Origin of the sequence: Actinotalea sp. C106, assembly GCF_023630195.1 — a bacterium.
GTDB lineage: Bacteria > Actinomycetota > Actinomycetes > Actinomycetales > Cellulomonadaceae > Actinotalea.
In genome coordinates, this window is sequence record NZ_JALPKN010000032.1 from 1 (window position 1) to 19,284 (window position 19,284).

The following is a 19,284-nucleotide window of genomic DNA, read 5'->3' on the forward strand; positions in this document are numbered from 1 at the left end:
GGTCGCCGCGGCAGGCTGCGCGCGGGCGTCGGTCCGCTCGGGACGACGCGCGCCCCCACGGGCCGGGCGGTCACCACGCGGGCCACCGCGCGGCGAACGAGGACCGGCAGCAGCCTGCTCGCGAGCAAACTCCTTCTCGGTCATGTCGCCCTTGTAGATCCAGACCTTCACACCGATCTGACCGAAGGTCGTCTTGGCCTCGAAGGTGCCGAAGTCGATGTTCGCTCGGAGCGTGTGCAGCGGCACGCGACCCTCGCGGTAGAACTCCGAGCGGCTCATCTCGGCGCCGCCAAGGCGGCCGGCGCACTGCACCCGGATCCCCTTGGCACCCGCGCGGAGGGCGGACTGCATGCCCTTGCGCATGGCGCGACGGAAGGAGACACGGCTCGCCAGCTGCTCGGCGATGCCCTGGGCGACCAGCTGTGCCTCGATCTCGGCGTTCTTGACCTCGAGGATGTTCAGCTGGACCTGCTTGCCGGTGAGCTTCTCGAGCTCGCCGCGGATGCGGTCGGCCTCGGCGCCGCGGCGTCCGATGACGATCCCCGGGCGGGCGGTGTGGATGTCGACACGGACGCGGTCACGCGTGCGCTCGATCTCGACCTTGGCGATACCGGCACGCTCGAGCCCGGTGGACATGAGCTTGCGGATCTGCACGTCCTCGCGGACGTAGTCGCGGTAGCGCTGTCCGGGCTTGGTGCTGTCGGCGAACCAGCGCGACCGGTGGTCGGTGGTGATGCCGAGGCGGTACCCGTGCGGGTTGACCTTCTGTCCCACTATCGGGTCCTCTCCTTCTTCTCGACCGGGGCGACGACCACGGTGATGTGGCTCGTGCGCTTCAGGATCTGGCTGGCCCGCCCCTGGGCACGGGGGCGGAACCGCTTGAGGGTCGGGCCCTCGTCGACGTACGCCGCAGAGACCACGAGCGCCGAGGCGTCGAAGGCCTCGTTCGCACGGTCGGCCTTGACCCGGGCGTTGGCGATCGCGCTCTCCACGACCTTGCGCACCGTCTCGCCAGCGGCCTGCGGCGCGAACTTCAGCGTCGCGACGGCCTCGTCGGCCTGCTTGCCACGGATGAGGTCCACGACGCGCCGGGCCTTCTGGGGCGTGACACGGACGAACCGCGCCTGCGCCTTGGCTTCCATTGCTGTCCTGCCTTCTTCTGTCGTCATGGGAAGTCCTTCCCGCACTTGTCCTCGTCGCGACCGGAGGTCAGCGACGACGACCCTTGCGGTCGTCCTTCTCGTGGCCGCGGAAGGTCCGCGTCGGGGCGAACTCGCCGAGCTTGTGGCCGACCATCGACTCGGTCACGAAGACCGGGACGTGCTTGCGACCGTCGTGCACGGCAAGGGTGTGGCCCAGGAAATCGGGCGTGATCATCGAACGGCGGGACCAGGTCTTGATGACCGTCTTGGTGCCCTTCTCGTTCTGGACGTCCACCTTCTTCTGCAGGTGGTCGTCCACGAAGGGGCCCTTCTTCAGGCTGCGTGGCATCTGTCAGGCTCCTTCTCAGCGCTTCTTGTTCTTGCCGGAACGGCGACGGCGGACGATGAGCTTGTCGCTCGGCTTGTTCGGGCGGCGCGTACGACCCTCGGCCTGTCCCCACGGGCTGACCGGGTGGCGACCACCCGAGGTCTTGCCTTCACCGCCACCGTGGGGGTGGTCGATCGGGTTCATCGCGACACCGCGGACGGAGGGGCGCTTGCCCTTCCAACGCATGCGGCCGGCCTTGCCCCAGTTGATGTTCGACTGCTCGGCGTTGCCGACCTCGCCGACCGTCGCCCGGCAACGCAGGTCGACGTTGCGGATCTCCCCCGAGGGCAGACGCAGCTGGGCGTAGGGCCCGTCCTTGGCCACCAGCTGGACCGAGGCCCCCGCCGACCGTGCCATCTTTGCCCCGCCGCCGGGCCGCAGCTCAACAGCGTGGATGACCGTACCGGTCGGGATGTTGCGCAGCGGAAGGTTGTTGCCGGGCTTGATGTCAGCGCCGGCGCCGTTCTCGATCATGTCGCCCTGCGACAGACGGTTCGGCGCGATGATGTAGCGCTTCTCCCCGTCGGCGTAGTGCAGGAGCGCGATGCGCGCGGTGCGGTTGGGGTCGTACTCGATGTGAGCGACCTTGGCCGGCACGCCGTCCTTGTCGTGGCGACGGAAGTCGATCACCCGGTAGGCGCGCTTGTGGCCCCCGCCCTGGTGACGCATCGTCACGCGGCCGGTGCTGTTGCGCCCACCGGTCTTGTGCAGCGGGCGCACCAGCGACTTCTCGGGCTCGGAGCGCGTGATCTCGACGAAGTCGGCGACGCTCGAGCCGCGGCGCCCGGGCGTCGTCGGCTTGTACTTACGGATTCCCATGGAGGTCAGTCCTCAATCTGTCTCGTCGGTCCGGCCTCAGCCGACCGGTCCGCCGAAGATGTCGATGGTGCCCTCGCGCAGCGTGATGATCGCGCGCTTGGTGTCCTTGCGCTTGCCCAGGCCGAACCGCGTCCGCCGCGACTTGCCCTTGCGGTTGATCGTGTTGACCGAGGCGACCTTCACACCGAAGACCTGCTCGACCGCGATCTTGATCTCGGTCTTGTTCGCCCGAGGGTCCACCACGAAGGTGTACTTGCCCTCGTCGAGGAGGCCGTAGCTCTTCTCGGAGACGACCGGCGAGACGAGGATGTCGCGCGGGTCCTTGTTCACGGTGGTCACTTGGTCTCCTCCGTGTCGAGGACGGACGCCTCGGTCGAGGTGGCGACACCCTTGGCACCACGGCCAGCAGGCCGGGTGAGGAACGCGTCGAGCGCGCCCCGGGTGAACACGACGTCGTCGGAGACGAGCACGTCGTAGGTGTTGAGCTGGTCGGCGAGCAGCAGGTGCACCTGCTCGACGTTGCGCAGCGACTTCCACGTGAGCTCGTCGCCTCGCTCGAGGACGACCAGCACGTGCCGGCGCGGCGACAGGGTCGCAAGGGTCGAGACGGCCGTACGCGTCGAGGGCGCACCGTCAACGGCGAAGCCGTCGACGACGTGCACACGACCGGCGCGTGCCCGGTCGGAGAGGGCTCCGCGCAGAGCGGCGGCCTTCATCTTCTTGGGGGTGCGCTGGCTGTAGTCGCGCGGCTGCGGTCCGTGGACCGTGCCGCCGCCCGCGAACTGAGGGGCGCGGATCGAGCCCTGGCGGGCGCGGCCGGTGCCCTTCTGCTTGTAGGGCTTCTTGCCGCCGCCACGGACCTCACCACGAGTCTTCGTGGAGTGCGTGCCCTGCCGCGCGGCGGCGAGCTGTGCCACGACGACCTGGTGGATCAGCGGAACGTTGGTCTGGACGTCGAAGACCTCGGCGGGAAGCTCGGCGGTGCCGGACTTCTTGCCCTTGGCGTCCAGGACGTCGATGGTCAGCGTGCTCATGCTCACGCCCCCTTCACGGCGGAACGCACCAGGACGACGCCACCCTTGGGGCCGGGGACGGCGCCCTTGACGAGCAGCAGACCCCTCTCGGCGTCGACCGCGTGCACGGTCAGGTTCTGGGTCGTCTGGCGCTCGTGGCCCATCCGACCGGCCATCCGCATGCCCTTGAAGACTCGCGACGGCGTCGAGGCGCCACCGATCGATCCGGCCTTGCGGTGGTTCTTGTGCGCACCGTGAGAAGCGCCGACGCCGTGGAAGCCGTGACGCTTCATCACGCCGGCCGTGCCCTTGCCCTTGGTGGTGCCCGAGACGTCGACCGTCTGGCCGGCGGCGAAGGCCTCCGCGGTGATCTCCTGGCCGAGCGCGTACTCGGCAGAGTCCGGCGTCCGGACCTCGGCAACGTGACGGCGCGGCGTGACGCCGGCCTTCTCGAAGTGGCCCTTGAGCGGCTGCGTAACCTTGCGCGGGTCGATCTGGCCGTAGGCCAGCTGGACCGCGGCGTAGCCGTCGACGTCCTCGGTCCGCACCTGCGTCACCACGTTGGTACCCACCTGGACGACCGTGACGGGGACGAGGCGGCCTGCCTCGTCCCACACCTGGGTCATTCCGAGCTTGGTACCGAGCGCGGCCGTGATCGGCTTGGCGTTCTGGGGAAGCGTGGTCATCGTGATCTCCTGCCCGGCCTCAGAGCTTGATCTCGATGTTCACGTCAGCAGGCAGGTCGAGTCGCATGAGCGAGTCAACCGCCTTCGGCGTGGGATCGATGATGTCGATGAGGCGCTTGTGCGTGCGCATCTCGAAGTGCTCGCGGCTGTCCTTGTACTTGTGAGGCGACCGGATGACGCAGAACACGTTCTTCTCCGTCGGCAGCGGCACCGGACCCACGACCGTCGCACCAGCGCGCGTCACCGTGTCGACGATCCTGCGCGCCGAGCTGTCGATGACCTCGTGGTCGTAGGACTTGAGCCGGATGCGGATCTTCTGTCCCGCCATGGCGTCGTCTGACTCTCTCTCTCGAACCGCTAGCTGTCCGACCCCCGCACTCGGGCGTGTCGCCTGTTGCGACATACTCTGGCGCTGCGCACCGTGAGGCGCGAGGTCGTTGGATGCTGTGTGAACCGCACCGGCCCGGAGGCATGTGCTGGTCCTCAACGTCTGTCGTGCATGGCTGCCGGCCTGTCTCAGCTCGTCCTCGTCGGCGCTCATCGAGCGCACGGTCGAGACGTGCCGGTACCGGGCAACCTGAACAGTGTGCCAGACACCTGCGTGGATTACCAATCGCTGGTCGTATGGCCCCACCGGGCTCTCCCCCGGGCCGTCGTCGTGACGTCCGGCGCGGAAGAGACATGCCGAGGGCCCGGACGTCTGAGACGTCCGGGCCCCCGATCAGATCACTTGAGGATCTTGGTCACACGGCCGGAGCCGACGGTGCGGCCACCCTCACGGATGGCGAAGCCGAGGCCGTCCTCCATGGCGATCGGCTGGATCAGCTCGACCGTCATCTCGGTGTTGTCGCCGGGCATGACCATCTCGGTGCCCTCAGGCAGCGTGATGACGCCGGTGACGTCCGTCGTGCGGAAGTAGAACTGCGGGCGGTAGTTCGAGTAGAACGGGTTGTGACGCCCACCCTCGTCCTTGGCCAGGATGTAGACCTGGGCCTCGAAGTCGGTGTGGGGCGTGATCGACCCGGGCTTCACGACGACCTGGCCGCGCTCGACGTCCTCGCGCTTGATGCCGCGGAGCAGGAGGCCACAGTTCTCGCCGGCCCACGCCTCGTCCATCTGCTTGTGGAACATCTCGATACCCGTGACCGTGGTCTTCTGGGCCTCGCGGATGCCGACGATCTCGACCTCGGAGTTGATCGCGAGCTTGCCGCGGTCGACCTTGCCGGTGACGACGGTGCCACGACCCGTGATCGTGAAGACGTCCTCGATCGGCATGAGGAAGGGCTTGTCCATGTCGCGGACGGGCTCGGGGACACTCTCGTCCACGGCCTCCATAAGCTCCTCGACCGACTTCGTCCAGGTCGCGTCGCCCTCAAGCGCCTTGAGGCCCGAGACCCGGATGACCGGGGCGTCGTCGCCGTCGAAGCCCTGCGAGGACAGCAGCTCACGGACCTCCATCTCGACGAGCTCGAGGATCTCCTCGTCCTCGACCATGTCGGACTTGTTGAGCGCGACCAGCAGGTAGGGAACCCCGACCTGACGCGCGAGCAGCACGTGCTCACGGGTCTGGGCCATCGGACCGTCCGTCGCGGCGACCACCAGGATCGCGCCATCCATCTGGGCGGCACCGGTGATCATGTTCTTGATGTAGTCGGCGTGACCAGGGGCGTCGACGTGGGCGTAGTGCCGCTTCTCGGTCTGGTACTCGACGTGCGCGATGTTGATCGTGATACCGCGCTGCTTCTCCTCAGGCGCCTTGTCGATCTCGTCGAAAGGCGTGAAGGGGTTCAGGTCGGGGTACTTGTCGTGCAGCACCTTCGAGATCGCAGCGGTCAGCGTCGTCTTGCCGTGGTCGACGTGACCGATGGTCCCGATGTTGACGTGCGGCTTGGTCCGCTCGAACTTGGCCTTCGCCACTGGGGTCCTCCTCGGACTCGGGGTAGTGGTACCGATCTCCGCAGCTGCCGGTTGGCCGCTGCAGGATGCGGCTGTCTACAGGTTGATGGTTGTTACTGGTGGGTCGACCTGTGGGACTACTCGCCCCGGGTCTTCTTGATGATCTCCTCGGCGACCGCGCGAGGAACCTCGGCATAGCTGTCGAACTGCATCGAGTACACCGCGCGACCCTGGGTCTTGGACCGCAGATCACCGACGTACCCGAACATCTCGGAGAGCGGCACCTGCGCCCGCACCACCTTGACGCCGGTCGCGTCCTCCATCGACTGGATGAGGCCACGACGCGAGTTGATGTCGCCGATGACCTCGCCCATGTACTCCTCGGGCGTACGGACCTCGACGGCCATGACCGGCTCGAGCAGGACGGGGTCCGCCTGGCGGACCGCCTCCTTGAGGATCATCGAGCCAGCGATCTTGAACGCCATCTCCGAGGAGTCGACGTCGTGCGAGGCACCGTCGAGCAGCGTCGCCTTGATACCGACGAGCGGGAAGCCGGCGAGCACGCCGAGCCCCATCGCCGACTGGATCCCGGCGTCGACGCTGGGGATGTACTCGCGAGGGATCCGGCCGCCGGTGACGGCGTTCTTGAACTCGTAGAGCTCCCCCTCCTCGGACTGCAGGGGCTCGAAGGTCATCTGGACCTTGGCGTACTGGCCCGACCCACCGGTCTGCTTCTTGTGCGTGAAGTCGATCTTCTCGACCTTGCGACGGATGGTCTCGCGGTAAGCGACCTGGGGCTTGCCCACGTTCGCCTCGACGCGGAACTCACGACGCATGCGGTCGACCAGGATGTCGAGGTGCAGCTCGCCCATCCCACCGATGACCGTCTGTCCCGTCTCCTCGTCCAGGCGGACGCGGAAGGTCGGGTCCTCCTCAGCGAGCTTCTGGATGGCGACAGACAGCTTCTCCTGGTCGCCCTTGGTCTTCGGCTCGATCGCGACGTCGATCACGGGCTCGGGGAAGGTCATCGACTCGAGGACGATCTGGTTCTGCGGGTCGCAGAGAGTGTCGCCCGTGGTGACGTCCTTGAGACCGATGAACGCGTAGATGTGGCCCGCCTGGGCCTCCTCCACCGGGTTCTCCTTGTTGGAGTGCATCTGGAAGAGCTTCCCGATGCGCTCCTTCTTTCCCTTGGTCGCGTTGTAGACCTGCGCGCCCGACGGAACCTTGCCGGAGTAGACCCGGACATAGGTGAGCTTGCCGAAGAACGGGTGGCTCGCGACCTTGAAGGCCAAGGCCGAGAAGGGCTCGTCGGCGGAGGGCTTCCGCGTGATCATCTTCTCCTCGTCCTTGACGTCGTGCCCCTCCATGGGGGGGACGTCGAGGGGCGAGGGGAGGTAGTCGATGACGGCGTCGAGCATGGGCTGGACGCCCTTGTTCTTGAACGCCGAGCCGCACAGGACCGGGTAGGCCTCGCTCGAGATCGTGAGCTGGCGGATACCAGCCTTGATCTCCGCGACGCTGATCTCCTCGCCGCCGAGGTACTTCTCCAGCAGCTCTTCGCTCGTCTCGGCGACGGCCTCGATCAGCTCCGCGCGGTACTGCGCCGCCTTCTCGACGAGGTCGGCCGGGATGTCCTCGGTCGTGTACGCCTCGCCCAGGGGGGTCTCCCCGCGCCACGTCAGGGCCTTGTTCTCAACCAGGTCGATGACGCCGATGAAGTCGTTCTCGGCGCCGATCGGCAGCTGGATGACCAACGGCTTGGCCTTGAGGCGGTTCACGATCGTGTCGATCGTGAAGTAGAAGTCCGCACCGAGCTTGTCCATCTTGTTGACGAAGCAGATGCGCGGGACGTCGTACTTGTCCGCCTGGCGCCACACCGTCTCGGACTGGGGCTCGACACCCTCCTTGCCGTCGAAGACGGCGACAGCACCGTCGAGGACGCGCAGCGAACGCTCGACCTCGACCGTGAAGTCGACGTGCCCCGGGGTGTCGATGATGTTGATCTGGTTGTCCTTCCAGTAGCAGGTCGTCGCGGCCGACGTGATCGTGATGCCGCGCTCCTGCTCCTGCTCCATCCAGTCCATCGTCGAGGCGCCGTCGTGCGTCTCGCCCATCTTGTAGTTGACCCCGGTGTAGAACAGGATCCGCTCGGTCGTCGTCGTCTTACCGGCGTCGATGTGGGCCATGATGCCGATGTTGCGGACCTTGTTCAGGTCGGTCAGCACGTCAAGTGCCACGGTGTGAAGCCCTTCGTCGGTCTGCAGTCCAGGAGGCGCCGGGAAGACGCCGGATTACCAGCGGTAGTGCGCGAAGGCCTTGTTCGACTCGGCCATCTTGTGCATGTCCTCGCGACGCTTGACCGCGGCACCGAGGCCGTTGCTCGCGTCCAGGATCTCGTTCATGAGGCGCTCGGTCATCGTCTTCTCACGTCGCGCGCGGGAGAAGTCGACGAGCCAGCGCAGCGCGAGGGTCGTCGAGCGCACGGGGCGCACCTCGACCGGCACCTGGTAGGTCGCGCCACCGACACGGCGGGACTTGACCTCGAGGGCGGGTCGGACGTTCTCGAGCGAACGCTTGAGGACGACGACGGGGTCGCTGCCGGTCTTGTCACGGACGCCCTCGAGAGCGCCGTAGACGATGGCCTCGGCGACGGACTTCTTGCCGTCCTGCAGGACCTTGTTGATCAGCTGGGTGACGACCGGCGATCCGTAGACCGGGTCGATGATGAGCGGCCGCTTCGGGGCCGGGCCCTTGCGAGGCATCAGCTCTTCTCCTTCTTGGCGCCGTAACGGCTGCGGGCCTGCTTGCGGCCCTTGACACCCTGGGTGTCGAGGGCGCCGCGGACGATCTTGTAGCGGACGCCGGGGAGGTCCTTCACCCGGCCGCCGCGCACGAGCACGATCGAGTGCTCCTGGAGGTTGTGACCGACGCCGGGGATGTACGCGGTGACCTCGATCTGGCTCGAGAGGCGCACGCGAGCGACCTTCCGCAGAGCGGAGTTCGGCTTCTTCGGCGTAGTGGTGTAGACGCGGGTGCACACACCGCGCCGCTGCGGGCTGCCCTTGAGGGCCGGCGTCTTGGACGACGTCTGCTTGGACGTCCGTCCCTTGCGCACGAGCTGCTGAATCGTGGGCACTGCATCTCCGTGTCTGCTCGGTACTGCTCGTCTGGTCGACCGGCGGTTGGCCGGTCAGGAGGGCCGACTGGTGCCGACCCTGGGATCTTTCGTCCCCGCCGTGGGGCTCGACCCCCGCACCCGGGCGTGTCGCCCCACCCTGAGCACGAACCGTCCGCCTGTCGTGGGCGGAGGGGCCGTGCAGCGGCGGTGTGATCACCCCGCACAGCGTCGCTGAGCCGGCCCCGAGAGGCTGGCGCTCCGTCGCTGTGCGCGCACGAGGGCCCGACGGCGCGGGCACAGGGACTTACGTTACCCGGCGACCCGTCACACCGTCAAAGCGTGGCGGACTAGGGACGCGTCGAGGGGCCCACCACGCGGTAGGCCCCTCGACACGGGTCACGACGCCCGGGTCAGCGCAGGTCCCCGAAGTCGATGTCCTCGAGCGGAATGGCCTCGCCCGACCCCACACCCAGGGGCGGGAAGTCGATCTCGTCGTAGCCGAAGGACGGGTACAGCTCGGCCTTGGCCTCCTCGGTGGGCTCGACCGTGACGTTGCGGTACCGGGGAAGACCGGTGCCTGCCGGGATGAGCTTTCCGATGATGACGTTCTCCTTGAGGCCGAGCAGCGGGTCGCTGCGTCCGCTCATCGCGGCCTCGGTGAGCACCCGGGTGGTCTCCTGGAAGGAGGCCGCCGAGAGCCACGAGTCGGTCGCGAGCGAGGCCTTGGTGATGCCCATGAGCTCTGGACGACCCGAGGCGGGCTGCCCGCCCTCGGCCATCGTCTTGCGGTTGGCGTCCTCGAAGCGACCTCGCTCGGCGAGCTCGCCGGGCAGCAGATCGGTGTCTCCCGAGTCGAGCACGGTCACGCGACGCAGCATCTGGCGCACGATGACCTCGATGTGCTTGTCGTGGATGTCCACGCCCTGCGACCGGTAGGTCTCCTGGACCTCGTCCACGAGGTGCTTCTGCGTGGCTCGCGGGCCGAGGATGCGCAGCACCTTCTTCGGGTCGACCGCGCCCTGGACCAGCTGGGTCCCGACCTCGACGTGGTCACCGTCCTCGATCAGCAGGCGCGAGCGCTTCGTGATCGGGTAGGCGATCTCCTCCGAGCCGTCGTCGGGTGTGAGCAGCAGGCGACGCGTCCGCTCGGACTCGTCGATCGTGACCCGGCCCGAGAACTCGGCGATCGTGCCCTCACCCTTGGGGGTGCGTGCCTCGAAGAGCTCCTGGACACGGGGCAGACCCTGCGTGATGTCGTCCGCCGAGGCCACACCACCGGTGTGGAAGGTCCGCATCGTCAGCTGCGTGCCGGGCTCACCGATCGACTGGGCCGAGATGATGCCGACGGCCTCGCCGATGTCCACGAGCTTGCCGGTCGCGAGGGACCGGCCGTAGCACTTGGCGCAGGTGCCGACCCGTGACTCGCAGGTCAGGACCGAGCGGACCTTGATCTCGGTGACCCCGGCCTCGAGCAGCTGCTCGATGATGACGTCGCCCGCGTCGTCCCCGGCGTGGGCGACGACGGTGCCGTCGGCGCTCACGTCGGTCGCGATGGTCCGGGCGTAGATGCTCGTCTCGACCTTCTCGTGGCGACGCAGCGTGCCGTCGGGCGCCTTCTCGGCCACCGGGAGGGTGAGCCCGCGCTCGGTGCCGCAGTCCTCTTCGCGGATGATCACGTCCTGCGACACGTCGACCAGACGCCGGGTGAGGTACCCGGAGTCCGCGGTACGCAGTGCGGTGTCCGCCAGACCCTTACGAGCACCGTGAGAGGCGATGAAGTACTCCAGGACCGACAGGCCCTCGCGGTAGTTGGACTTGATCGGGCGCGGGATGATCTCGCCCTTCGGGTTCGCCACGAGACCACGCATACCGGCGATCTGACGGACCTGCATCCAGTTGCCACGCGCACCCGAGCCCACCATGCGGTTGAGGGGGTTGTGGGTGGGGAAGTTCTTCTGCATGGCCTTGGCGACCTCGTCGGTCGCCTGGGTCCAGATCTCGATGAGCTCCTGGCGGCGCTCGTCGTCGGTGATCAGACCCTTGTCGTACTGACCCTGGATCCGCGCGGCACGACCCTCGTAGTCCTCGAGGATGTCCTTCTTGATCTCGGGGGTCGTCACGTCGGAGATGGCGATCGTGACACCCGAGCGCGTGGCCCAGTGGAAGCCGGCGTCCTTGAGCGCGTCGAGGCTCGCAGCCACCTCGACCTTGGGGTAGCGCTCCGCGAGGTCGTTGACGATCGAGGAGAGCGCCTTCTTGTCGACCACACCGTTGACGTACGGGTAGTCGACCGGGAGCAGCTCGTTGAACAGCGCCCGACCCAGGGTCGTCTCGAAGACGATCGACTGGTCGCTCGTCCACCCCTCGGGTGCCTCGAAGCCGTCCGGCGGCACGAGACCGTCCAGGCGGAGGTCGATCACCGCGTTGAGGTCCAGGGTCTTCTGGTCGAAGGCCATCGTGGCCTCGGCGACCGAGCTGAAGGACCGTCCGTGGCCGAGCGCCTCCTCCTTGTCAGCCGTCAGGTGGAACAGGCCGATGATCATGTCCTGTGAGGGCATGGTCACCGGACGACCGTCCGAGGGCTTGAGGATGTTGTTGCTCGAGAGCATGAGGATGCGGGCCTCGGCCTGCGCCTCGGTGCTCAGCGGCAGGTGCACGGCCATCTGGTCACCGTCGAAGTCGGCGTTGAACGCGCCGCAGACGAGCGGGTGCAGGTGGATCGCCTTGCCCTCGACGAGCTTGGGCTCGAAGGCCTGGATGCCCAGGCGGTGCAGGGTGGGGGCACGGTTGAGCAGCACGGGGTGCTCGGTGATGACCTCTTCCAGGACGTCCCAGACCTGGGGCCGGGCGCGCTCGACCATGCGCTTGGCGCTCTTGATGTTCTGCGCGTGGTTGAGGTCCACGAGGCGCTTCATGACGAAGGGCTTGAACAGCTCGAGGGCCATCTGCTTGGGCAGGCCGCACTGGTGCAGCTTGAGCTCGGGGCCGACGACGATGACCGAACGGCCCGAGTAGTCGACACGCTTGCCGAGCAGGTTCTGGCGGAAACGCCCCTGCTTGCCCTTGAGCATGTCCGAGATCGACTTGAGCGGCCGGTTGCCCGGGCCGGTCACCGGGCGTCCACGACGGCCGTTGTCGAACAGCGCGTCGACGGCCTCCTGGAGCATCCGCTTCTCGTTGTTGACGATGATCTCGGGGGCGCCCAGGTCGAGCAGCCGCTTGAGCCGGTTGTTCCGGTTGATCACGCGGCGGTACAGGTCGTTCAGGTCCGAGGTGGCGAAACGCCCACCGTCGAGCTGGACCATCGGACGAAGGTCCGGCGGGATGACCGGGACGGCGTCCAAGACCATGCCCTGGGGCGTGTTGGTCGTGGTGAGGAAGGCGTTGACGACCTTGAGCCGCTTGAGGGCACGGGTCTTGCGCTGCCCCTTGCCGTTCTTGATCGTGTCACGCAAGGACTCGGCCTCGGCGACGAGGTCGAAGTCCTCGAGGCGCTTCTGGATCGCGGCCGCGCCCATGGCGCCCTTGAAGTAGTTGCCGTACCGGTCCATCAGCTGGCGGTAGAGCATCTCGTCGCCCTCGAGGTCAGCGACCTTGAGGTTCTTGAAGCGGTCCCAGACCTGCTCGAGGCGGTCGAGCTCGGCGTCGGCGCGCTTGCGCAGCTGAGCCATCTCGCGCTCGGCCGAGTCGCGCACCTTGCGGCGGGCGTCGGCCTTGGCACCCTCGGCCTCGAGCTCGGCCAGGTCGGTCTCGAGCTTGCGGGCACGCTTGTCGATGTCGACGTCGCGCCGCGAGGTGATCTCCTTCTTCTCCAGGTCGATCTCGTTCTGGAGGTTGGGGAGGTCCTCCTGCCGGCCCTCGTCGTCGACCCAGGTGATCATGTAGGCGGCGAAGTAGATGACCTTCTCGAGGTCCTTCGGGGCCAGGTCGAGCAGGTAGCCCAGGCGCGAGGGCACACCCTTGAAGAACCAGATGTGGGTCACGGGGGCAGCGAGCTCGATGTGCCCCATGCGCTCACGGCGCACCTTGGAGCGGGTCACCTCGACGCCGCAGCGCTCGCAGATGATGCCCTTGAAGCGAACGCGCTTGTACTTGCCGCAGTAGCACTCCCAGTCCCGGGTGGGACCGAAGATCTTCTCGCAGAAGAGACCGTCCTTCTCAGGCTTGAGAGTCCGGTAGTTGATGGTCTCGGGCTTCTTGACCTCGCCGTGCGACCAGGTGCGGATGTCCTCCGCGGTCGCCAGGCCGATGCGCAGCTCGTCGAAGACGTTGACGTCGAGCAAGGTGTCCTACTTCCTTCGTCAGTCCGTGTTCACCGTGTGTGGCCGGTGAGAGCCGGTGGTCGGGCCCCCGCGTCGCAGTCGCGTGGCGAGGGCCCGACGAGATCAGATCTCTTCGATGCTGGAGGCGTTGGGGCGGCGGGACAGGTCGATGCCCAGCTCCTCCGCCGCGCGGTACACCTCGTCGTCGTTCTCCTTCATGTCGATCTGGACGCCGTCCGCGGACAGCACCTCGACGTTCAGGCAGAGCGACTGCATCTCCTTGAGGAGAACCTTGAACGACTCCGGGATGCCCGAGTCGGGGATGTTCTCGCCCTTGACGATCGCCTCGTAGACCTTGACGCGACCGGGCACGTCGTCGGACTTGATCGTGAGCAGCTCCTGGAGCGTGTAGGCAGCCCCGTACGCCTCGAGGGCCCACACCTCCATCTCGCCGAACCGCTGGCCACCGAACTGCGCCTTACCGCCGAGCGGCTGCTGGGTGATCATCGAGTACGGCCCGGTCGACCGCGCGTGGATCTTGTCGTCGACCAGGTGGTGGAGCTTGAGGATGTACATGTAGCCGACGGCGATCGGGTCCGGGAAGGGCTCCCCCGAACGGCCGTCGAAGAGCCGCGTCTTGCCGGTCGAGTCGACCAGCCGCTCGCCGTCGCGGTTCGGGTGCGTCGCGTCGAGGAGGCCCGTGAGCACGCCCTCGGGCACGCCGTCGAAGACCGGGGTCGCGACCGGGGTGCCCGGTGCGCTCTTGACCGCCGCCTGCGGCACGTCCTTGATCCACGACGCCTCGGCGTCGGCCAGCTCGATGTCCCAGCCCTGCTTGGCAACCCACCCGAGGTGGGTCTCCAGGACCTGGCCCACGTTCATGCGTCCGGGCACACCCAGCGGGTTCAGGACGATGTCGACAGCGGTGCCGTCGGGCAGGAACGGCATGTCCTCGATGGGGAGGATCTTGCCGATGACACCCTTGTTGCCGTGACGGCCGGCGAGCTTGTCACCGTCGGTGATCTTGCGTCGCTGGGCGATGTAGACCCGGACCAGCTCGTTCACGCCGGCGGGCAGCTCGTCGCCGTCCTCCCGGTTGAACGTGCGGACCTCGATGACCGTGCCGGACTCGCCGTGGGGCACCTTGAGGGAGGTGTCGCGGACCTCGCGGGCCTTCTCCCCGAAGATGGCGCGCAGCAGGCGCTCCTCCGGGGTGAGCTCGGTCTCGCCCTTGGGCGTGACCTTGCCCACGAGGACGTCTCCGGCCCCGACCTCGGCGCCGATCCGGATGATCCCGCGCTCGTCGAGGTCCGCGAGGACCTCCTCCGAGACGTTCGGGATGTCCCGCGTGATCTCCTCGGGCCCGAGCTTGGTGTCGCGCGCGTCGACCTCGTGCTCCTCGATGTGGATCGAGGTCAGCACGTCGTCCTGCACGAGACGCTGGCTGAGGATGATCGCGTCCTCGTAGTTGTGGCCTTCCCAGGACATGAAGGCCACCAGCAGGTTGCGGCCCAGGGCAAGCTCGCCCTCGTCGGTCGCGGGTCCGTCGGCCAGGACCGAGCCGACCTCGACCCGCGCGCCGTCGTCGACCAGCACGCGCTGGTTGTACGAGGTGCCCTGGTTGGAGCGACGGAACTTCGCGACCCGGTAGGTCGAGGTCGTCGCGTCGTCGTTGGCGACCGTGATGAGGTCGGCGGAGACCTCGGTCACCACGCCGGGCTTGGTCGCCACGATGACATCACCCGCGTCGACGGCCGCGCGCCGCTCCATGCCGGTGCCGACCAGCGGCGCCTCGGAGCGCACCAGCGGCACGGCCTGACGCTGCATGTTCGCGCCCATGAGGGCACGGTTGGCGTCGTCGTGCTCGAGGAACGGGATCATCGCGGTCGCGACCGAGACCATCTGCCGCGGCGAGACGTCCATGTAGTCGACCATGTCGCCCGGGACGATCTCGACCTCGCCGCCCTTGACGCGGACCAGCACGCGGTCCTCGGCGAAGGCGCCGTCGTCCTGGAGCTCGGCGTTGGCCTGGGCGATGACGTAGCGGTCCTCGTCGTCGGCCGTCAGGTAGTGGACGTCGTCGGTGACCTTGCCCTGGATGACCTTGCGGTAGGGAGTCTCGACGAAGCCGAAGGCGTTGATGCGGCCGTAGGTCGCGAGCGAGCCGATCAGGCCGATGTTCGGGCCCTCAGGGGTCTCGATCGGGCACATGCGGCCGTAGTGCGACGGGTGGACGTCACGGACGTCCATGCCGGCACGGTCGCGGGACAGACCACCCGGGCCGAGGGCAGACAGACGCCGCTTGTGCGTCAGGCCCGCGAGCGGGTTGTTCTGGTCCATGAACTGCGACAGCTGCGAGGTGCCGAAGAACTCCTTGATCGACGCCACCACGGGGCGGATGTTGATCAGGGTCTGCGGGGTGATGGCCTCGACGTCCTGCGTGGTCATCCGTTCCCGGACGACGCGCTCCATCCGCGACAGGCCCGTGCGGACCTGGTTCTGGATGAGCTCGCCCACCGCACGGATGCGACGGTTGCCGAAGTGGTCGATGTCATCGGTCTCGACGCGGACGTCGACCGGCTCGCCGGCACGGGTGCCGGACAGGCTCGTGACCTCGGCGTGCAGCGCGGCCATGTACTTGACCGTCGCGACGATGTCGCTGACCGACAGGACCGAGTCCGTCAGCGGGGCGTCGGTGCCGAGCTTCTTGTTGACCTTGTAGCGGCCGACCTTCGCGAGGTCGTAGCGCTTGGGGTTGAAGTAGAAGTTCTCCAGCAGCGAGCGGCCGGCCTCGATCGTGGGCGGCTCGCCCGGACGGATCTTCCGGTAGAGGTCGAGCAGCGCCTCCTCCTCGGTGGACACGTGGTCCTTCTCGAGGGTCTCCAGGACGGCGGGGAACTGCGCGAACTCCTCGCGGATCTGCGACTCGGTCAGACCGAGGGCCTTGAGGAGGACAGTGACCGACTGCTTGCGCTTGCGGTCCACGCGCACGCCGACGGCGTCGCGCTTGTCGATCTCGAACTCGAGCCAGGCACCACGGCTGGGGATGATCTTCGCGGTGAAGATGTCCTTGTCCGAGGTCTTGTCGGCCGTGCGCTCGAAGTACACGCCCGGGGAACGCACGAGCTGCGAGACGACGACGCGCTCGGTGCCGTTGATGATGAAGGTGCCACGCTCGGTCATGAGCGGGAACTCGCCCATGAAGACCGTCTGGCTCTTGATCTCACCGGTGGTGTAGTTGACGAACTCCGCCGTCACGAACAGCGGGGCGGCGTAGGTGAAGTCCTTCTCCTTGCACTCCTCCCCCGTGTACTTCGGGGGCTCGAAGCGGTGGTCCCGGAACGAGAGCGACATGCTGCCGCCGAAGTCCTCGATCGGGGAGATCTCCTCGAAGATCTCCTCGAGGCCCGAGGTCTCGGAGATGTCCTGCCGGCCGGCCGCGAGGGCGGTCGCCACACGCTCCTGCCAAGCAGCGTTGCCGAGGAGCCAGTCGAAGTTCTCCGTCTGGAGCCCGAGGAGGTCCGGGACCTCGAGGGGCTCGTGGATCTTGGCGAAGGAGACGCGGCGCGAAGCGGTGCGGTTCGCGATAGCGTCGGCGGACGGAGCAGAAGGGGTGCGCGAGGCAGCCAAGAGGGGTCCTTCCCTGCGGATCGAGTGCACACGCGCTGGTCGAAGGTCGTCCCGTACCCCACCAGCCCATGGCGATCGGTTCGGCTACCGGGCAGAGCTCGGACCGACGGGCGGGTAGAGGGGGGCAGGCACAAGCCAGCGCAAAGCGCTAGCGTAGCCGGTCCGACCAGGCCTGTCTACTGGCCCTGTGGACGACTGCGCTGATGAGTGATCGCGGGGACGTCTGCGGCCCCTCGACGGCACGAGGCCCGTACCCCCGCGGGGGTACGGGCCTCGCGTCGAAACCGTGGCGCGCGGGAGCGCGCCGAGGTGTCAGAGGACCGACGTCACTTGAGGGTGACGGTGGCGCCGGCGCCCTCGAGCGCAGCCTTGGCCTTGTCGGCGGTCTCCTTGTTGACGGCCTCAAGGACGGCCTTGGGCGCGCCGTCGACGAGGTCCTTGGCCTCCTTCAGGCCGAGGCTCGTGAGGGCACGCACCTCCTTGATGACCTGGATCTTCTTGTCGCCAGCAGCCTCGAGGACGACGTCGAACTCGTCCTTCTCCTCGACGGCAGCGGCCTCACCGGCACCGCCGGCGGCGGCCGGGGCAGCCGCGGCGACGGGGGCGGCAGCGGTGACCTCGAAGGTCTCCTCGAAGGCCTTCACGAACTCCGAGAGCTCGATGAGGGTGAGCTCCTTGAACGCGTCGAGCAGCTCGTCGGTGGTGAGCTTCGCCATGGTGGCGTTCCTTCCTGTTTGCCCTGCGGGGACCACTGGTCTCCAGCAGGTGGGGTGGTGTGTCGAGGGGCGGGCGGTCCCGCCGGGCCGGGGCCCGGAGGATCAGGCCGCCTGCTCCTCGGTCGCCCGCTTCTCTCGCAGGGCATCGATGGTGCGCACGGCCTGGGCCGAGGGCGCGGTGAAGAGGTACGCCGCCTGGTAGAGCGACGCCTTGAGCGCGCCGGCCAGCTTGGCCAGCAGGACCTCACGGGACTCGAGGTCCGCGAGCTTGGTGATGTCCTCGGACGTCAGGGCGCGTCCGTCGAGGACACCACCCTTGATGACGAGCTGAGGGTTGGCCTTGGCGAAGTCACGCAGGCCCTTGGCCGCCTCGACCGGGTCACCGGTCACGAAGGCGACGGCCGAGGGGCCCTTGAGCTGGTCGTCGAGACCCTCGACGCCGGCCTGCTTGGCCGCGATCGCGGTCAGCGTGTTCTTCACCACGGCGTAGCTTGCGTTGCCGCTGAGCGCGCGCCGCAGCTGCTTGAGCTGGGCGACGGTGAGCCCGCGGTACTCGGTCAGCATGACGGCGTTCGAGTCGCGGAACTGGTCCGTGAGCTCTCCGACCGCGGCTGCCTTGTCCGGCCTCGCCATGGCAATCCTTCCGGTGGTGGTCCCGCAGATCAGTACGGGCCCCGGACATGAGAAGAGCCCCGCGCAGGCGCGGGGCTCACAGGGCGAGGTGCTGACGGACGCACATCACGGTGGAGACTCTCACCTGCGCTGGCCTCCGCTCAGTGCGGAGCTTCGGTAGACAACCCGCGTCCTGGGACGCGGTCTGCCGACGACCTGCGGTCTTGGGCACTCGAAGACTACGGGAGGTCGGGCGTGGGACCAAATCCAGGTCTGCTCCCATCCCCAGGTGCGTCCGCTCCGAACCTGGGGGCAGCGGGCCGTCATGTGGGCGGGCCGACGAACGGAAGGCCCCTGCGTGATGCGCACCTCACCGAACCGTCTGCTCGGCACCGCCCTCGGCATCGACTACCCGCTCGCCGGGGCCGACCACGCGCTCCACGTCGCCAACGCCCTGCTCCTGGTCGGCGTCGGGCTGACCTCCGACCATGGACCCCGGGCGGGAACCCGGCCCCTCGTGACGGCCGCGTGATGGCACGCTGCGAGCCCGGGCGCGAGCGATCGCCCAGGAGCGCGGGAGGCAACCACGCGCCGCAGTCCCCGCTGCTCGGGGCCGTCGTGTTCGCCGTGCTCGGCGCGGGGCTGATCGACGTGGGACTGGCCACCCGCCACGAGGGCCACCCAGGGTGGGCCTGGTCCCTGCACGCACTGGGAGTCCTGCAGGTCGGCTGGGGCATCGCGGCCCTCGTCCTCGGCCGACCGCCCCTCCCCCGCGTGAGCGCCGGGGCCCTGCTCCTGGCAGCCGCGGGCTGGACCGTGATGGTCGCCCAGGGGCTCGCGGCCATGGCCGCAGGGGCGCCGATGACGTCAGCCGACGCCGGGGTGGTGCTCCTCCAGCTCGTCGCGGCCTGTGCGATCGGGATCCTGGTGCGTCCCGCTCCGCGCCGACGCGCGGCAGGCGCTGCCCGCACCCTGACGGGCTGGGCCCTGGCCGCGACG

The 19,284-nt window shown here is 68.0% G+C and carries 17 protein-coding genes and 1 pseudogene; 2 read left to right on the forward strand and 16 right to left on the reverse strand.

The genetic code is table 11. From position 1 onward, the window contains the following. The 16 genes from rpsC to rplJ form a co-directional block, all read right to left on the reverse strand. Nucleotides 1-774, reverse strand: a 774-nt coding sequence (rpsC, locus tag L0B03_RS03950; RefSeq protein ID WP_250444309.1) for a 30S ribosomal protein S3, incomplete at its 3' end; no start/stop codon positions are given. Next, nucleotides 774-1,142: a 50S ribosomal protein L22 gene (gene rplV / locus L0B03_RS03955; protein ID WP_208056035.1), complete on the reverse strand. Its 369-nt coding sequence runs from the start codon at nucleotides 1,140-1,142 to the stop codon at nucleotides 774-776. The genes rplV and rpsC, both read right to left, overlap by 1 nt. Nucleotides 1,143-1,209: 67 nt before the next feature. Next, nucleotides 1,210-1,491 carry a 30S ribosomal protein S19 gene (gene rpsS / locus L0B03_RS03960; RefSeq protein WP_208056036.1) on the reverse strand — a complete coding sequence of 94 codons (282 nt, stop codon included), beginning with the start codon at nucleotides 1,489-1,491 and terminating at the stop codon, nucleotides 1,210-1,212. Between the two features lie 15 nt (nucleotides 1,492-1,506). Then, a complete protein-coding gene (gene rplB, locus L0B03_RS03965; RefSeq protein ID WP_208056037.1) occupies nucleotides 1,507-2,349 on the reverse strand; it encodes a 50S ribosomal protein L2 in 843 nt (280 codons plus the stop codon). 36 nt (nucleotides 2,350-2,385) lie between these two features. Continuing rightward, the gene (gene rplW / locus L0B03_RS03970) at nucleotides 2,386-2,688 is read right to left on the reverse strand and encodes a 50S ribosomal protein L23 (RefSeq protein ID WP_208056038.1); all 303 of its coding nucleotides are present in this window, start codon (nucleotides 2,686-2,688) and stop codon (nucleotides 2,386-2,388) included. Beyond that, a complete protein-coding gene (rplD, locus tag L0B03_RS03975; RefSeq protein ID WP_250444311.1) occupies nucleotides 2,685-3,383 on the reverse strand; it encodes a 50S ribosomal protein L4 in 699 nt (232 codons plus the stop codon). The genes rplW and rplD overlap by 4 nt, the downstream gene beginning before the upstream one ends. Before the next feature lie 2 nt (nucleotides 3,384-3,385). Further along, the gene (rplC, locus tag L0B03_RS03980; RefSeq protein ID WP_250444313.1) at nucleotides 3,386-4,048 is read right to left on the reverse strand and encodes a 50S ribosomal protein L3; all 663 of its coding nucleotides are present in this window, start codon (nucleotides 4,046-4,048) and stop codon (nucleotides 3,386-3,388) included. A 19-nt stretch (nucleotides 4,049-4,067) separates the two neighbouring features. Continuing rightward, nucleotides 4,068-4,376, reverse strand: a complete 309-nt coding sequence (gene rpsJ, locus L0B03_RS03985; RefSeq protein ID WP_035056184.1) for a 30S ribosomal protein S10 — start codon at nucleotides 4,374-4,376, stop codon at nucleotides 4,068-4,070. Nucleotides 4,377-4,774: 398 nt separating this feature from the next. After that, complete coding sequence (tuf, locus tag L0B03_RS03990; RefSeq protein WP_250444316.1) at nucleotides 4,775-5,965, reverse strand: elongation factor Tu; 1,191 nt, start codon at nucleotides 5,963-5,965, stop codon at nucleotides 4,775-4,777. A 116-nt stretch (nucleotides 5,966-6,081) separates the two neighbouring features. Further along, a complete protein-coding gene (gene fusA, locus L0B03_RS03995) occupies nucleotides 6,082-8,184 on the reverse strand; it encodes an elongation factor G (RefSeq protein ID WP_250444318.1) in 2,103 nt (700 codons plus the stop codon). A gap of 54 nt (nucleotides 8,185-8,238) precedes the next feature. Then, entirely contained in the window at nucleotides 8,239-8,709 is a 471-nt protein-coding gene (gene rpsG / locus L0B03_RS04000; RefSeq protein ID WP_208056043.1) for a 30S ribosomal protein S7, read from the reverse strand. Further along, nucleotides 8,709-9,083: a 30S ribosomal protein S12 gene (gene rpsL, locus L0B03_RS04005; RefSeq protein WP_208056044.1), complete on the reverse strand. Its 375-nt coding sequence runs from the start codon at nucleotides 9,081-9,083 to the stop codon at nucleotides 8,709-8,711. Before rpsL ends, rpsG begins: the two co-directional genes overlap by 1 nt. Before the next feature lie 392 nt (nucleotides 9,084-9,475). Then, nucleotides 9,476-13,348, reverse strand: coding sequence for a DNA-directed RNA polymerase subunit beta' (locus L0B03_RS04010; RefSeq protein WP_250444320.1), 3,873 nt, complete (start codon nucleotides 13,346-13,348; stop codon nucleotides 9,476-9,478). 102 nt (nucleotides 13,349-13,450) lie between these two features. Further along, a complete protein-coding gene (gene rpoB / locus L0B03_RS04015; RefSeq protein WP_250444322.1) occupies nucleotides 13,451-16,957 on the reverse strand; it encodes a DNA-directed RNA polymerase subunit beta in 3,507 nt (1,168 codons plus the stop codon). A 326-nt stretch (nucleotides 16,958-17,283) separates the two neighbouring features. Continuing rightward, a complete protein-coding gene (gene rplL, locus L0B03_RS04020; RefSeq protein WP_250444324.1) occupies nucleotides 17,284-17,673 on the reverse strand; it encodes a 50S ribosomal protein L7/L12 in 390 nt (129 codons plus the stop codon). A gap of 102 nt (nucleotides 17,674-17,775) precedes the next feature. Further along, nucleotides 17,776-18,306, reverse strand: a complete 531-nt coding sequence (rplJ, locus tag L0B03_RS04025) for a 50S ribosomal protein L10 (RefSeq protein ID WP_250444327.1) — start codon at nucleotides 18,304-18,306, stop codon at nucleotides 17,776-17,778. A gap of 340 nt (nucleotides 18,307-18,646) precedes the next feature. Here rplJ and L0B03_RS04030 point away from each other — a divergent pair, with 340 nt between their 5' ends. Both L0B03_RS04030 and L0B03_RS04035 read left to right on the forward strand, forming a co-directional pair. Further along, entirely contained in the window at nucleotides 18,647-18,817 is a 171-nt protein-coding gene (locus tag L0B03_RS04030; protein WP_250444329.1) for a hypothetical protein, read from the forward strand. Continuing rightward, nucleotides 18,817-19,284 (forward strand): annotated as a pseudogene (locus L0B03_RS04035) (hypothetical protein); the annotation flags it as partial. The gene L0B03_RS04030 and the pseudogene L0B03_RS04035, both read left to right, overlap by 1 nt.